General features: G+C 46.1%; 11 protein-coding genes and 1 other annotated feature. Of the genes, 6 read left to right on the top strand and 5 right to left on the bottom strand.

Annotated features, from left to right (window positions below):
* The first annotated feature begins 218 nt into the window (after window positions 1–218).
* Entirely contained in the window at window positions 219–1,793 is a 1,575-nt protein-coding gene (locus CHX35_RS03325) for a peptide chain release factor 3 (RefSeq protein ID WP_091833900.1), read from the top strand.
* A gap of 110 nt (window positions 1,794–1,903) precedes the next feature.
* On the opposite strand, the gene CHX35_RS03320 is transcribed toward CHX35_RS03325, so the two are convergent.
* Window positions 1,904–3,052 (bottom strand): acetoin utilization protein AcuC, encoded by a 1,149-nt coding sequence (locus CHX35_RS03320; RefSeq protein ID WP_091833897.1) that lies wholly within the window; start codon window positions 3,050–3,052, stop codon window positions 1,904–1,906.
* On the bottom strand, window positions 3,045–3,698 hold the full coding sequence (locus CHX35_RS03315) for a CBS domain-containing protein (RefSeq protein ID WP_091833894.1): 654 nt from the start codon (window positions 3,696–3,698) through the stop codon (window positions 3,045–3,047). The genes CHX35_RS03320 and CHX35_RS03315 overlap by 8 nt, the downstream gene beginning before the upstream one ends.
* A 223-nt stretch (window positions 3,699–3,921) precedes the next feature.
* On the opposite strand from CHX35_RS03315, the gene acsA reads away from it, so the two are divergent.
* Complete coding sequence (acsA, locus tag CHX35_RS03310; protein WP_091833891.1) at window positions 3,922–5,640, top strand: acetate--CoA ligase; 1,719 nt, start codon at window positions 3,922–3,924, stop codon at window positions 5,638–5,640.
* A gap of 85 nt (window positions 5,641–5,725) precedes the next feature.
* Here the strand turns inward: acsA and CHX35_RS03305 are convergent, their stop codons facing one another.
* A complete protein-coding gene (locus CHX35_RS03305) occupies window positions 5,726–8,356 on the bottom strand; it encodes a transglycosylase domain-containing protein (RefSeq protein ID WP_176391858.1) in 2,631 nt (876 codons plus the stop codon).
* 61 nt (window positions 8,357–8,417) lie between these two features.
* Window positions 8,418–8,641: a binding site (T-box leader), on the top strand.
* A 75-nt stretch (window positions 8,642–8,716) separates the two neighbouring features.
* Here CHX35_RS03305 and tyrS point away from each other — a divergent pair.
* From tyrS to CHX35_RS03290, 3 genes are all read left to right on the top strand, one after another.
* The gene (tyrS, locus tag CHX35_RS03300; protein WP_091833885.1) at window positions 8,717–9,970 is read left to right on the top strand and encodes a tyrosine--tRNA ligase; all 1,254 of its coding nucleotides are present in this window, start codon (window positions 8,717–8,719) and stop codon (window positions 9,968–9,970) included.
* A 142-nt stretch (window positions 9,971–10,112) separates the two neighbouring features.
* Window positions 10,113–10,925 (top strand): YheC/YheD family protein, encoded by an 813-nt coding sequence (locus tag CHX35_RS03295; RefSeq protein ID WP_176391857.1) that lies wholly within the window; start codon window positions 10,113–10,115, stop codon window positions 10,923–10,925.
* A gap of 163 nt (window positions 10,926–11,088) precedes the next feature.
* The gene (locus CHX35_RS03290; RefSeq protein WP_091833879.1) at window positions 11,089–11,913 is read left to right on the top strand and encodes a DUF1259 domain-containing protein; all 825 of its coding nucleotides are present in this window, start codon (window positions 11,089–11,091) and stop codon (window positions 11,911–11,913) included.
* Between the two features lie 99 nt (window positions 11,914–12,012).
* On the opposite strand, the gene rpsD is transcribed toward CHX35_RS03290, so the two are convergent.
* Both rpsD and trmB read right to left on the bottom strand, forming a co-directional pair.
* Window positions 12,013–12,612, bottom strand: a complete 600-nt coding sequence (gene rpsD / locus CHX35_RS03285) for a 30S ribosomal protein S4 (protein ID WP_091833875.1) — start codon at window positions 12,610–12,612, stop codon at window positions 12,013–12,015.
* 259 nt (window positions 12,613–12,871) lie between these two features.
* The gene (trmB, locus tag CHX35_RS03280) at window positions 12,872–13,525 is read right to left on the bottom strand and encodes a tRNA (guanosine(46)-N7)-methyltransferase TrmB (protein WP_091833872.1); all 654 of its coding nucleotides are present in this window, start codon (window positions 13,523–13,525) and stop codon (window positions 12,872–12,874) included.
* 202 nt (window positions 13,526–13,727) lie between these two features.
* Here trmB and CHX35_RS03275 point away from each other — a divergent pair, with 202 nt between their 5' ends.
* Entirely contained in the window at window positions 13,728–14,465 is a 738-nt protein-coding gene (locus CHX35_RS03275; protein ID WP_091833869.1) for a YheC/YheD family protein, read from the top strand.
* The last annotated feature ends 221 nt before the right edge of the window (window positions 14,466–14,686 follow it).

Here is a 14,686-nt window from a genome sequence, read left to right as displayed (position 1 = left end):
CGAGTGAATGAGATTGGAGGATCCATTCAAATAAAGAGGGGTCCGCGTGAATCATGCTTCATGGAGAAGAATAGCACAGCCAGAAGGGGGACTCAAGTCCATCCGTGGTGGAATGATACCCTATTGTGGAATGATTCATTGAATGGAAAAGAAAGATGCCCGGAATAGGCGGGTATGGTATAGTGAATGGGAGATTTTGCAATAGAAAGGGTCGACCTATGGGACGCTATACTGAAGAAGTCGAAAAAAGACGTACATTTGCTATTATATCCCACCCCGATGCGGGTAAAACGACGCTGACTGAAAAGCTCCTTCTTTTTGGTGGGGCCATTCGTGAGGCGGGTTCGGTGAAGGGGAGAAAAGCAAATAAACATGCAGCATCCGATTGGATGGAAATCGAGAAGCAACGGGGAATCTCTGTAACCTCGAGTGTACTTGAATTTCAATACAGGGGTAGTCATATCAATATTTTGGATACACCGGGACACCAAGATTTTAGTGAAGATACCTATCGAACCTTGGCTGCAGCTGACAGCGCGGTGATGCTTATTGACTGTGCAAAAGGGGTAGAGCCCCAGACGATTAAGCTATTTGAAGCGTGTCGCATGCGGGGGATTCCAGTGTTTACGTTTGTAAACAAGTTGGATCGTCAAGGGAAGGACCCTTTAGAATTACTGGAAGAGATTGAAGAGGTACTAGGGATGCGTTCATGTCCAATCAATTGGCCAGTGGGTATGGGGGCTGATTTTTGTGGGGTATATGACCGCGAACATCAACGTATCTATCGGTATGAACGCGGTCAAGATTCCTATGTTCTTGAGACAGAGGGTGCCGATGACGAACGCATCCGTGAAGATGTGGGAGATGCGTTAGCGGATCGACTGGCAGAAGAAATCGAACTATTGGATGTTGCTGGCGATCCCTTTGACATGGATGCGATCTGGGCGGGTAAGCTTACACCCGTTTATTTTGGAAGTGCCGTGACCAATTTTGGGGTTGAACCCTTCTTGGAATCTTTCTTAGATTTAGCTCCCGCTCCTGGCGCTCGTGAATCCGATCAAGGGTGGATCGAACCTGATCAAGAGAAATTCTCTGGGTTTGTATTTAAAATCCAGGCAAATATGAACCCTGCTCATCGGGACCGAATTGCTTTCCTGCGCATTTGCTCAGGGAAGTATGAGCGTGGCATGGCGGTTAATCACGTACGGACAGGGAAAATGATTAAGTTGGCTCTTCCCCAGCAGTTTATGGCCCAGGACCGATCAGCGGTAGAGGAAGCTTATGCAGGGGATGTTGTGGGTCTTTTTGATACCGGAAACTTTCAAGTAGGGGATACCCTTTGTGAGGGGGGGAAATATCGCTTTGAACGGTTACCCCAATTTCCTCCTGAACATTTTATCCGCCTAACCAATAAAAACGCGATGCGCTATAAACAATTCCAAAAGGGTATCAACCAACTGGTCGAAGAAGGTGCGATCCAGTTGTATCGTACATTTATGGAAGGGATTGACGAACTATACATTGGTGCTGTTGGTGAATTGCAGTTTCAAGTGTTTGAGCACCGGATGAAAGGGGAGTATAACGTGGATCTCCTTATGGATCGTCTCCCCTATCGTTTTGCTCGATGGGTATCAGGTGAAGTGAAAGATCCATCCTCCCTTGTCTATCGTGGGCATACACGATGTGTGAAGGATTCTAGAGATCGCTTGGTTGTTCTCTTTACCTCTGAGTTTTATTTATCCACATTAGAGCAAGATCATCCCGAACTGACCTTTTTGAAATTGGCAGAGTAAGGGAAGTTGGGAGCTTCGTAAAAAAGGCTGAAACGGTTAACGTTTCAGCCTTTTCATGTTACAAAAACTTAAGACCTAATTGGGATCGTCCATCAGTTATGCTAAGAGATTCAAGGGAAATATTGCAGCGCTTGGTCAACGATGAGGGAATTTTTTTTGCTGATCTCATCACGGTTCGGTATGGGTCGAAAACGACGGTTTTGATCGTGAAGGGTGGTAGGAAGGTCATCTGGACCGATGTCTCCCCAGCGATCAAACCATTCCTGTGGAATATCGGCTTCTCCGAGAGGTTGATGGGAGAGTTCAGCCCATAGGTATGTCCAAGCACGAGGAACAACACGCCAAATATCGTATCCCCCTCCACCCACAGCGACTAAACGACCTTGACAATATTCATGGGCAAGTTCATGAATGAGTCGTGGGATTTCTTGATAGATATCCATGGTAGCAGCCAGATGGGTAAGTGGATCGTATCGGTGAGCATCACAGCCATTTTGTGAGATGATAATGTCGGGTTGAAAAGAGCGGGTGACTGTTGGAAGTACACGATGGAGCGTGTCCATGAAGGAGTCATTTTCCGTAAATGCCTCCAGTGGAATGTTGACAGTGGTACCGAGTCCGGCTTTTTTTCCACGCTCATATACATTGCCTGTACCAGGGAAAAGGCAACGTCCAGTCTCATGAATAGAAAGCGACATGACATTCGGATCATCATAAAAGGACCATTGCACGCCATCTCCATGATGAGCATCCGTATCGATATACATCACTCGGGCATCATAGTGCTTTCGTAGCCATGCAATCGCGACAGAGGCATCATTATAAATGCAAAAACCAGATACACGATCTTTAAACCCATGATGGAGGCCACCTGAAAGATTGAGGGCGTGATTGGCTCGTCCGGACATGACTGCTTCGGCGGCAGTAAGCGTTCCCCCCACAACGAGAGCAGCTGCTTCATGCATGCCAGGGAATACGGGATTATCCTGGGTGCAAAGGCCGTACTCTTCGAGTTCTTCTTGGGGGCGTTTTTTACTATTAGCATGTTTGATGACATCGATAAAGGTAGGATCGTGGGCGAGAGCTAATTCCTCGTCCGTTGCCATACGAGGGGGGATAATGTCTGATTCATTTAATAAGCCGAAGGAACGAATCATATCCAAGGTCAATTCTAACCGTTGGTTATTAAATGGATGCGTATCACTAAAACGATACTTTAGAAAATCATCACTGGTGATCATTACGGCTTGATTATTCATCAATGGTCTCCCCCAGCTTTACGTCCGTTCGTGGCCAAAGAACCTGATGACCAGCATGCTCGATTTCCTGAATTAACCCACGTAAATCCATTGCTTGTACACGATAAATCAGACGCAAACGCTTATTTTCCTCATGTTTAATAAGGAGGCTATGGATATTGACACGGTGGTCACCAAAGATTTTAGAGACTTTTGCCATGATCCCAATTTTGTCTTCCACAATGACATGGATTGGTTGGCTGGGATGATTCACATCAAAGCTTTCCATTAATCCTTGCAAGGTGTCTTTCTGGGTGAGAAAACCGACGAGTTCATCTCCTTTAACGATGGGAAGGCACTCAATGTCGTTATCTGATAGACGATGGGCGGCATCTTCGATACATTCTTCTGGGTCAGCCGTAATCACTGGTTGCGTCATGATCGTGGAAATGGGTTTATCAAAGGTATCTGAGCGGGTATTTGCTTCAAAAGAGGAAGCATACACTTGATGAAGATCATCATCGGTGATCACACCGATAAGACGGTTCTCTTGTGTAATAGGAAGAAAGGAACTTTGTTGATGGATCGCGAATAAACTTGCTTCACGAATGGTCATTGAGGGTGGAATGCTATGTATGTTTGTTTGCATAATCTGTTTGATAAGCATGATGGGTCTCCCTTAACAATGGATTTATAACGAGAGAAGTTCTACCCTGTATTATAGGTGGGGTTGGTCAGTCGGGCAAATCACCGATGAGCGATGTGCACGATCGGTGTCTATGTTATAATTTTTTGTACCTAATGAATTCGCTTACATTCAGAATTCAGTAAAAAAAGAGGAATCAACTTCTCGCAGGGTATTCTATCAGTCGCATGAGGAGGTATTCGAGATGAAAACGACGGAACTCATTGAAGCCATGACAACCGGTCATAATATGGAATCCTACGAACAAACCTATGCGTCTTTTCAATGGGAAGAAGGAGAAAAAGCTTTCTCTTGGTACAAGACAGGGAAGGTGAATGCCGCACACGAAGCAATTGATCGCCATGTTGAATCGGGTCGAGGAGAGCACCCTGCATTACTCTATTCGGATCCCGATCGTACCAATCAGTATACCTTCCGTGAAGTAAAGGAACAATCCGATAAATTTGGTAATGTCCTCAGAAAGTTGGGGATTGGTAAGGGAGAACGCGTCTTTATTTTTATGCCACGGACGCCGGAACTCTATTTTAGTTTCCTTGGTACTTTAAAGGTGGGTGCCATTGCAGGTCCTTTGTTTGAAGCCTTTATGGAAGGGGCTGTAAGGGATCGTTTGGTGGATAGTGAAGCGATTGCACTGGTGACGACCCCTGACTTATTATCACGTGTTCCCCATCACGAGCTCCCTGCCCTAAAACACATTATTTTAGTGGGCGGCGAAGCCGATGAGGCTCATGGATTTTACAGCTTTGAAAAAGAGATGGATGCTGCCTCTTCTTCCTTCGAGATCGAGTGGGTAGACAGGGAAGATGGAATGTTGATTCACTACACCTCCGGATCGACGGGAAAGCCTAAGGGTGTTTACCATGTACACAATGCCATGCTACAACATTATCAAACGGGGAAATGGGTGCTCGACTTACAATCCGAGGACATCTACTGGTGTACAGCGGATCCAGGGTGGGTAACGGGAACCGCCTATGGTATCTTTGCCCCATGGTTAAACGGGGTAACCAACGTTATTCGTGGGGGGCGATTTAGTCCAGAGGATTGGTATCAAACCCTTGCCAAGAATGGTGTGACCGTTTGGTATAGTGCCCCAACAGCCTTTCGGATGTTGATGGGGGCGGGTGAAGAACCCATCAAACAAGCTGATTTATCCAAACTGCGCCATGTGCTGAGTGTTGGCGAGCCGTTAAATCCGGAAGTGGTACGCTGGGGATTGAAAGCCTTTAATCAGCGGATTCACGATAGTTGGTGGATGACTGAGACGGGTGGAATATTGATTTCAAACTATCCAACGATGGAAATTAAGCCGGGCTCGATGGGTAAACCCTTTCCTGGTATTCAAGCGGCAATTATTGATGATGAAGGAAGGGAACTTCCTCCCATGCAGATGGGTAACCTCGCCATCCGTACTCCCTGGCCATCATTAATGCAAAAGATCTGGAAGAATAAAGCGAAGTATGAGGAGTATTTTCGCGTGGAAGGTTGGTATATTTCAGGGGATTCTGCTTATCGTGATGAAGATGGGTACTTCTGGTTTCAAGGGCGTATCGATGATGTGATCAATACCTCTGGCGAACGGGTGGGTCCTTTTGAAGTAGAGAGCAAATTGGTGGAACATCCAGCTGTTGCAGAAGCAGGGGTGATCGGAAAGCCAGACCCCATGCGTGGCGAAATTATTAAAGCCTTTATCGCCTTACGGAAAGGGTATGAAGCATCAGACGAATTGAAAGAAGAAATCCGTCTATTTGTGAAGGAAGGATTAGCAGCTCATGCTGCACCACGGGAGATTGAATTTAAGGATAAGCTACCCAAGACGCGTTCAGGGAAAATTATGCGTCGGGTGTTAAAGGCTTGGGAATTGGACCTTCCTACCGGCGATCTTTCCACGATGGAGGATTAAGAATAAAAAGACGGGCAATCGCCCGTCTTTTCTTATGTGTAGAAACGATTACCCATTAACCGGAAACACTGCTGACGGATTCAATTTATGAACGATCCTGTCCAGTGGATTTTTTTCTTGGAATAGCAGTCGCAGGGTCTGATTCCATTCCAGCTACATCGACTGCTGTCATCGTATATTCTCCAGGTGGACCTGTCCAAGAGAGTGAATTTCCACTGGGGATACTGGCTACGAGGTTCCCCTTTTCATAAATCCTCCAGCCAGCCACATTGCCTCCGCCTTCCCTCCATTGCAGATGAATGTTGCCAGAGGCGAGTGGGGAAAGGTGAACATGGGGAGGAAATGGGGTCTCTCCCCCCAACCTTGGATCCATTTTTGTCGGAACTTGATTCCCTTTATACCAGCGAGCAGCAGAAGATTCAGGTGCGAAGTGGGCTCCCCAGCGCTCTTGTACCAGGTCGGTGGGGGTGTGGGGATTGGCGATATAATCTTGATTCCCGATCTGGACAACATTTGCATGCATATGAAGAGGGCATTCTACAGTGGGTGCCTCTTCTTTCCGAACCCAATCTTTCTTGGTTTCGTGGGCCATCCGGCATGCTTCTGTTGCCTGTAGGCCCGATAATGTACAGGTCTCTACCTGCTCTAACGTATCAGGTGGGGGAAAGGTGGCGGTTTTAGTGATGAGATCGGGTCGTGCTTTTGTCATCGCCTGAAAAAGATGAGACCAAACTCGCTTGGCGCGTCGATCATCGGTGAGAGGATGGTTTATATCGTATCCGACCCATACACCAAGGGCGACTTGTGGCGTGGTCCCGATAAACCATAGGTCATGACCATTTTGTGTTGTTCCTGTTTTACCGGCAAGATCGTAACCGGGAGAACGGTACCCTACCCAACGCCCTGTCCCCTTCCGCATCACATCCCGCAACATATCAATTGTGAGAAATGAAGCTTCATGGGAATAGATGCGTTGGGGAGATGACGTATAGCGATAGAGGATGTTTCCAGAAGGATCCATGATTTGACGAATGAGGTGAGGGGGTTCCCATATACCGTCATGGGCAAGAGCCGCATAGCCACCCGTCATTTCTGCCACTGTAAATCCGCGTGTAAACCCTCCGATAGCCGAGGCTTCTCCATCTTGTGGCTTAATAGGAAAGTTCATTTTTTTTAGGGGAGTAAACGCTTCCTCCTTTCCTAGCTGGCGAAAAAGTTGAAGTGCAGGGATGTTAAGTGACCAAGTCAATGCTTGTCGAGCCGTGACAGGACCCTGATATTGGTTGTTATAATTTTTGTAGGTTTTTTCACTCCCATCCCCATTCATCGTTGTTAGTGGTTCATCCATGAGGGGTGTGCCTGGAGTAATTAATCCGGCTTCCAGTGCAGGAGCATAATCGAGTAGGGGTTTAATGGTCGAGCCGGGTTGTCGACGAGCGGATAGCGCATGATTGGTTTGTCCATTGGTAAAATCACGGCCACCTACAAAGGCAAGGATGCTATTATCCTTCGTATTCAGTACAACAGAGCCAACTTCCTCAAGGGCATTTTTAATGGTTCGTTTTTTTCCGCTGATTAATGCCGTGTATTGAATAGGATGGGCGTATAGCCGTGAGTTTGTTGCGGCTTGATTCATCGCGGCATCCAATTTTTGATCAATGGTGGTTTCAATTCGGAGTCCACCTGTTAAAACACGTTTGCGATATTGCTCCATTGTGGAGCGATAACGACCTTGTTTCGAAAGACTTTTTGCATCAAGTCCATCTTGTTTCATCAAGATTTTAGCAGCTTCCTCTTCCACCGCCGTCATCAAAAAGGGATGACGGCGAAAGGTGCTTTCAATGGGAGGATGATTGAGTGTAGGGGCAATGTTGGTAGCGACGGCTTGATCATAAACCGAAGGTTGAATGACACCGGTGCTTACCATTGACCGAAGAACTTTCTTCATCCGTCGTTCACCCGCAGCAAGGGTATCAGAATGATAGGGGTTATAAGCAGAGGGGCGTTGAATCATCCCTGCAAGGTAAGCGGCTTGAGGGAGTGTGAGATGATCAGCGTTTACACCAAAAATCTCCTTGGAGGCGGCCTGTATCCCCAATAGATTACGGTGATGTTCTCCCTGTCCGAAATATAGACTGTTTAAATAAAAGGTTAAGATTTCATTCTTCGTAAACATCCGTTCCATGCGTAGAGAGATCACCATCTCTCTTAATTTTCGTTGCAACGCTTTTTCGCGATTTTGTAACACCATGTTTTTTACAAGTTGTTGTGTGATCGTGCTACCGCCGCTTGCCATTTTCCCTTGAAACACATTATCGCGGGCGGCGCGGAGGATGCCACGTAGGGAAATGCCCAAGTGATCGTAAAATTCTCGGTCTTCTGTTGCAAGCAAGGCTTGAATAAAGAGTGGACTTACCTGCTGGATAGGGATTGTGCTCCGGTCAGCATCGGAGCGGAGTGCGCCGATCTTAGAACCATCAGCAAAAAAGGCATGGCTGGTTTGGGAGAGGTTATCGAATTGTTGAGCCGTCTCTTGTCGCGTGCGGATGGGTTCTTTCTTGGCAACCACAGCAAGGTATCCAAGAAGGCTCCCAGCCCCAACAAAGGAGAATAGGACTAACAGTAGGGAGAGAATCAGTACTGACCGTGAAAATACACGCCAAATACGATAGGGTAGGGAAGATTTATCCTTATTTTGTGGCGGTGGATGAGCCATAGCTTGATCAGCCTCACTTTCTCGGTTAATATGAAAACAGCAGGAAAACAAGAATGAAATAGGATTAGCGAAGATCAGGTAACAGTAGTTAATGGAGAGTGTCTGAAGAGAGCTGGTGGTTGGTGCAAACCAGTGAACTCCCATCTAACGAAATACAGCCTGTGAGCTCCGTTTATCTCAATGGGATAGATGGCGGGAACCCTTTCCCGTTATGCTGAGAAGTGGGAGGCATGAAGCCTTCAACAAGGGTGGTACCGCGGGTAATCGATAAACCCCGTCCCTTATTTTTGGGACGGGGTTATTTTATGGAATAAAGTGCTCTTTTAACAAAAAAAAGTGATGGGTAGGATGGTGACGGATATGGATAAGGAATTGAGTCCAGAAGTGAAACAAGAAGTGGAGCGGCAACTCGCGATACTCCAACGTGGCGTAGCAGAAATTTTACCTGCGGCGGATTTAGAGAAAAAATTGATTCGGTCAGTGACAACGAGAAAGCCCTTAAAGGTAAAATTAGGACTGGATCCGTCGGCTCCCGATATTCATCTAGGCCATACCGTGGTGCTTAATAAATTACGCCAATTTCAAGACCTGGGGCATCTCGTGCAATTGGTTATTGGGGACTTTACTGGCCGCATTGGGGATCCGACAGGGAAGTCTGAGACGCGAAGACAATTGACTGAAGACGAAGTAAAGGAAAATGCCCAAAGCTATGCGGACCAGTTATTTTTGATTTTGGATCGGGATCAAACCGAAATCCACTTTAATAGTAAGTGGCTCTCTCCCCTTGACTTTACCGCGGTTGTAGATTTGGCGGCAAAAACCACAGTAGCCAGAATGTTGGAGCGGGATGATTTTTCCAAAAGATATCATAGTGGACAGGCCATTAGCGTTCATGAATTTTTCTATCCTTTAATGCAAGGATACGATTCCGTTGCCTTAGAAAGTGATGTGGAACTCGGCGGGACGGATCAAACCTTTAATTTGTTAATGGGTAGACAACTTCAACCCCACTATGGGCAAGAGGAACAGGTGATCTTAACCATGCCGTTGATTGAAGGGCTGGACGGAGTGAAAAAAATGTCCAAAAGCCTTGGTAACTACATTGGGATCCAGGAGCCCGCAGCGGAGATCTACGGAAAGGCAATGTCGATTCCCGATGAGTTAATGGTGAAATACTATGAGTTGGTGACTAATTTTCCCCTCGATCAATTGGCGGCAGTGAAAAAAGGTCTAGCCGAGTCCACGCTTCATCCTCGTGATGCAAAAATGGCGTTAGCTCACCGAATCACGGCGATGTATCAAGGGAATGCAGCCGCGGATGAAGCCGAGGCTGGCTTTAAGCGAGTCTTTCAAGAGCGCTCGTTACCCAAAGATATCCCATCAAAAACCATTGCAAGCACAGATTTAGAAGATGGGAAGATATGGATTGTACCCTTGTTGGCGAAATTAGACCTGGTGGCATCCAATGGTGATGCCCGCCGGATGGTAAAACAAGGAGCGGTTAAGGTTGCTGAGGAGAAAGTAACCGATGTTGATGCTCGAATCGAAGTGACTGAAGGGATGATTATCCAAGTTGGTAAACGGAAATTTGCCAAGGTCATGATGGGTGAATAATCAAGCAAAGTGGGATCGCTTCAACCATTTGAGGCGATCTTTTTTTGTTGAATCGTAGCAGAATAGGACCAACAGCCCTCACCTTAAAGGAAGAATGTGCGTACCTTGTTGCATCCGTATGGGAATAGAAAGGGAGAAGCTGATGGGACTGCAGGATCGAAGAAACAAGAGAGCGATCTTGGATCATTTGGCAAAGCGCGCAACGACCGCTCAATTCACGCCAGAAACTAGGAAATTTAGCCGAGTCGCGTTAGCTCAAATGGTGCAAAAGTACCCGATTCTTTATTTAAAACCAAACCAAGGGTATCAAGGAATTGGCGTGCTGCGAATTACACGTGATGGAAATGGATTTATTGTTGAGAGCAAAAGTAAAAGCCGGATGGCGACTTTTGATTCGCTGTGGAACTATCTGTCTTCGTGGACAGCCCGCAACGGCTTTTTATTACAGCAGGGAATCGATAGTGTTACGCGGAATCGACGCCCTTTTGATGTTCGAATTCATATGCTAAAAGGAAACAATGAGTGGATGGTAGGAGGAATCGTGGGGAGAGTAGGTCCTGCTGGCGGAGTAACGGCTGGCATTATTGGAGGAGGGAAAGCTGTACCGCTTTCGACATTGATACGTTCACACTTGGTATGCCCACCTGAAAGTCATGAACGGATTCAGAGACAGCTAAATCAAGCTGGAAGAGCGGCGGCAAATGAGGTCGGACGGTTAATGCCAACGGATTTTGAATTTGCAGTGGATGCAGGTATTGACTCCAGAGGGAGGGTATGGATCTTTGAAGTCAATTATGTACGGCTTAATTTAAACCCTTTTCTCTTAGGAGATCCAGCGGCGTATCGACGGATTGTGGCCTATCGAAGAACATTTCGAAAAAAATTCCCCCAACGTCATCGACCTAGAACGTATAACAAGAAAGCGTTGAAAAGAATGCTCAGCAAGTATCGCTAAAATAAGCCGCCCAACAATGGGGTGGCTTTTGATTGGTGAAGTCAACAATATTAATTGTTAATTGATATTAAAATGGGCGATTTTTAGTCATTTGACAACCTTCCATGACAGTTCCCATGTACATAAGCTATCGTGGTACGTTATTTTGGAAGGAGCAGGAAATATGGGGAATGTGCAAAGACTATGTACACGTCTTGCCAATATCATTGGCGCAGATAGCCAAATACTTAACGGGACGTGTGTCGTTTTTAATCGTCGGACTTTTCGTTTAACCGTGGATAATGTGCAGGTACACGATCCCCTTGCCAACTTTTTTACCTTTGAACCCACTCGTAAAGCTGGACAAACACTCAATCTAGGAACGGTAGCGGTTCGTGATCGCGAGATCACCCCATTTGTAAATGTGATCAAAAGACAAGGTGGTATTGAGGTATCTGCAATTGGAAATAACGTTATTCTAGCCAATCCTGTCTTAAACAATGTCTATCTACAAAATGTGGGGAATCCCATCACCTTTGCTCGAAAAGTTCGTAATGCCCTTGATGTGCTACCGCAGGTAGCTAAACTTGAGCCACCTAAACCCACCCGTGCTTTTCAACTGTTATGCAATCGTTTTTCGCAAATTATTGGTGGTTCTCCCTTCATTAGTTTTAGTACCACCTGTGTATCCATTAGAAGTCGCTCGCTTACGACCACCATTCAAGGGGAGCCGACGGAGTCCATTATAGCAATTCCATCAATTTTTCGTTTTGAAAGTCCGAAAAATGGGATAGCTTTAAATGGAGGTACCATTGGCGTTTTAGAAAGGGAAGTAAACACCCTTCTTCAGGCCGTTCGAAGGCAAGGGGGTCTGAAGTTTTCCACATTGGATCGGCGATTCCTCTTCCAGGATCCACAGATTGTTACCCTTGATTTTATCAATAAAGGCAACCCACTTGTGTTTGCCCGCAAGGTCGCTCGTATTTTTAGTGCCTTGGGTTCAAGGTAGTCGATACGGGAGTACTTTTTCCAAACAAAAAAAGCCCCCTTCAAGTGTTACTCAAAGGGGGCTTTTTTTAAATAGGAACGCGCTTTTTATCCGATAGGATTAACGGCTGTAGAATTCAACGATTTGACGTTCGTTGATTTCAGCAGGTAGTTCATCCCGTTCTGGCAAACGAGAGAAAGTACCTTCCATCTTGTTCTCATCAAAGGTCAGGTACTCAGGTAGGAAGGAGCGTTCTGCCAATGCTTCTTTAACAATGGTCAGATTGCGGCTTTTTTCCCGGAGGCTGATTGCATCATTAAGGCTCACTTTGAAAGATGGACGGTCGACCTTTTTGCCATTAACCGTGATATGTCCGTGAACGACCAACTGACGCGCTTGAGAGCGAGTACGAGCAAAACCAAGACGGTAAACAAGGTTGTCAAGACGGGATTCGAGCAACTTCATGAAGTTTTCCCCATGAATCCCTTTCATTTTGCCAGCTTTATTAAAGAGGGTACGGAATTGTTTTTCATTCAAACCGTACATAAAGCGAAGCTTTTGTTTTTCTTGCAACTGAATACCATACTCAGAAAGCTTACGGCGTTGGTTAGCACCATGTTGCCCTGGTGGGTAAGGGCGTTTGAGTTCTTTACCGGTACCGGAGAGAGAGATCCCCAGGCGACGGCTCAATTTCCAACGAGGTCCTGTGTAACGTGCCATGTGAATTGGCTCCTTTCAATTTGCGTACTGATGCAAACAACCGGGTATGGCTGGTCGGCTCGGATTGCCTTCACTTTCCGGATAGCGACGAAAAGTGGGGCACTTGCAAAAAAAAATCGTTGCAAGGCTGACCAGTGAGGGTGATTCCATCACCGTTCGTTGCTGAGCTATCCTCGGGTTCCCCTAGAAAGGAACACGTTGAGTCATACAAAACTATATTATATCGGACATACAAAAAAAGTCAACCAAGCGTTATCGATCAACGAGGTTGTGCACGGAGGAAATATATCGGCATTCCTTGGGCCGTAAATTTCTCTTCGTACTCCGTCGGGATATTTTCCTTCACAAGGGGTGTTTCATAAAGATCCCGTGTCTGTTCTACAATGTGAAATCCATGGTTCGGTAGTTCTTCAAGTGAGAAGTCGAATAAATGTTCGTTGTCCGTCTTTAATTGTAAGTACCCATCCTGCTTTAATACCTGTCGGTAAATGGCTAGGAAGCTTCGATAGGTAAGGCGCCGCTTCTGATGGCGTTTCTTTGGCCACGGGTCGCTAAAATGCAGGTGAATGCGGTCCACTTCCCCAGGGTCAAACGCTTCGCCGAGATCCTTAACATCCATCCATAAAAAGCGGAGATTGTGAATAGAGGATGGAGGGTGTTCAAGGGGGTTGCTTTTTTGCAAGGCCTGGAGCAGAACTTCTTCAATTCGTTCGACTCCAATCCAGTTAATGTCTGGATATTGGTTATGAGCACGGGAGAGAAACTGCCCTTTACCTGTACCGAGTTCTAAATAAAGGGGATGATCGTTACCAAAGAGGGAGCGCCAAGATCCACGTAATTGGGTAGGATCTAACACGACTTGTGGGTGGTTTAAGATCATCTGTTTTGCCTCAGGATTCCGTCGCAGTCGCATGGTTGTCTCCTTGTTTATCAATTTTGCTTTTTAAATTTAAGCCATGACATCTCATGCGTCAACTCCATCGAATAGTCTGTTTGTAACGACAGGGAGAAATCTTGCTTCCCCTACAATGGAAGCTTGGGGTAGCTGACAGATTTGCATGGGGAGTATGAGAGTAGATGGGCTTGTTATACAAGAATGAGACGGGGGAGTTTTTATGGCAAGTGTAATTAGTAAAATCGGTAATGTCATGTTATTAAAGAAAAATGCATTAACATCCGCTCATGTTCCGGCAACGAAGTGGTTGGAATTAAACAGTTTGACCCACATGCTGAATCAATATCCTAGCGTATATGTGAAGCCCAACGATTGTGCAAGAGGAAGGGGGATCATTCGAGTGGATCGCCTGGGGGCAAAACACTATCGGGTACGTACGCGAGAAGGAGGGTCTAGCTTCCATTCAAGTACTTCCGCTGTTTTGGGGCAAATTCGTCGTGTCCAGATCAAACGCCGTTATATTGTACAACAAGGGATCGCGAGTCTGACGAAGGATGGAAATTTCTTTGATATTCGTGTACATCTTGTTCGAATTAATGGCAAATGGCAAATGGCTGGGGCTGTGGCAAAGGTTGCAACGAAGAGCCGGATTGTCACAAATCGCCATAGTGGGGGTACACCGGTTTCAGTCGATGAGATCTTAGAGCGTGGGTTAGGTTATCATGCGATGGAAAGACATCGAATGATGAAGAATATCGAATCCGTCTGCGTAGGGGCGGCTCGTACCATCGGTCGATCCTTTCCTAAATGGAGAGAGTTTGGTGTCGATCTTGGCATTGATGCAAAGGGGCATATTTGGATTTACGAGGTGAATATCACGCCTGGTTTGATGGTCTTTAAGCATGGGGATCTGCCTGCCTTTTACCGTGTGTTAAAATTAAGAAAGCAAGCCGGATAAGTATGGAATAGTTAGCGAAACGGTTCGCATTTTATAGGGGATAGAGAAGAGTTGCCTTTGATAAAAGGGGGCGTTTTAACGCTTCCTTTTTTCATGATTGACCAAGTGTGTTGGGCAAAGGAGGGGTGAAGCATCAAGGGGACTTCTGGGGAATTAATAACCCCAATGTCTGTAAGGGGTTGTGTGTACATATAGTCAAGAGGGGTCGATTTGCGAATCAT

The organism is Marininema halotolerans (genome assembly GCF_900116235.1).
Lineage (GTDB): Bacteria > Bacillota > Bacilli > Thermoactinomycetales > DSM-45169 > Marininema > Marininema halotolerans.
This window is presented reverse-complemented; position numbering and strand designations above follow the sequence as displayed.

Excerpts from the sequence above, each read along its gene's own strand:
- CHX35_RS03325 (WP_091833900.1), top strand. The coding sequence starts at position 219 with ATGGGACGCTATACTGAAGAAGTCGAAAAAAGACGTACATTTGCTATT.
- CHX35_RS03320 (WP_091833897.1), bottom strand. The coding sequence starts at position 3,052 with ATGAATAATCAAGCCGTAATGATCACCAGTGATGATTTTCTAAAGTAT.
- CHX35_RS03315 (WP_091833894.1), bottom strand. The coding sequence starts at position 3,698 with ATGCTTATCAAACAGATTATGCAAACAAACATACATAGCATTCCACCC.
- acsA (WP_091833891.1), top strand. The coding sequence starts at position 3,922 with ATGAAAACGACGGAACTCATTGAAGCCATGACAACCGGTCATAATATG.
- CHX35_RS03305 (WP_176391858.1), bottom strand. The coding sequence starts at position 8,356 with ATGGCTCATCCACCGCCACAAAATAAGGATAAATCTTCCCTACCCTAT.
- tyrS (WP_091833885.1), top strand. The coding sequence starts at position 8,717 with ATGGATAAGGAATTGAGTCCAGAAGTGAAACAAGAAGTGGAGCGGCAA.
- CHX35_RS03295 (WP_176391857.1), top strand. The coding sequence starts at position 10,113 with ATGGGACTGCAGGATCGAAGAAACAAGAGAGCGATCTTGGATCATTTG.
- CHX35_RS03290 (WP_091833879.1), top strand. The coding sequence starts at position 11,089 with ATGGGGAATGTGCAAAGACTATGTACACGTCTTGCCAATATCATTGGC.
- rpsD (WP_091833875.1), bottom strand. The coding sequence starts at position 12,612 with ATGGCACGTTACACAGGACCTCGTTGGAAATTGAGCCGTCGCCTGGGG.
- trmB (WP_091833872.1), bottom strand. The coding sequence starts at position 13,525 with ATGCGACTGCGACGGAATCCTGAGGCAAAACAGATGATCTTAAACCAC.
- CHX35_RS03275 (WP_091833869.1), top strand. The coding sequence starts at position 13,728 with ATGGCAAGTGTAATTAGTAAAATCGGTAATGTCATGTTATTAAAGAAA.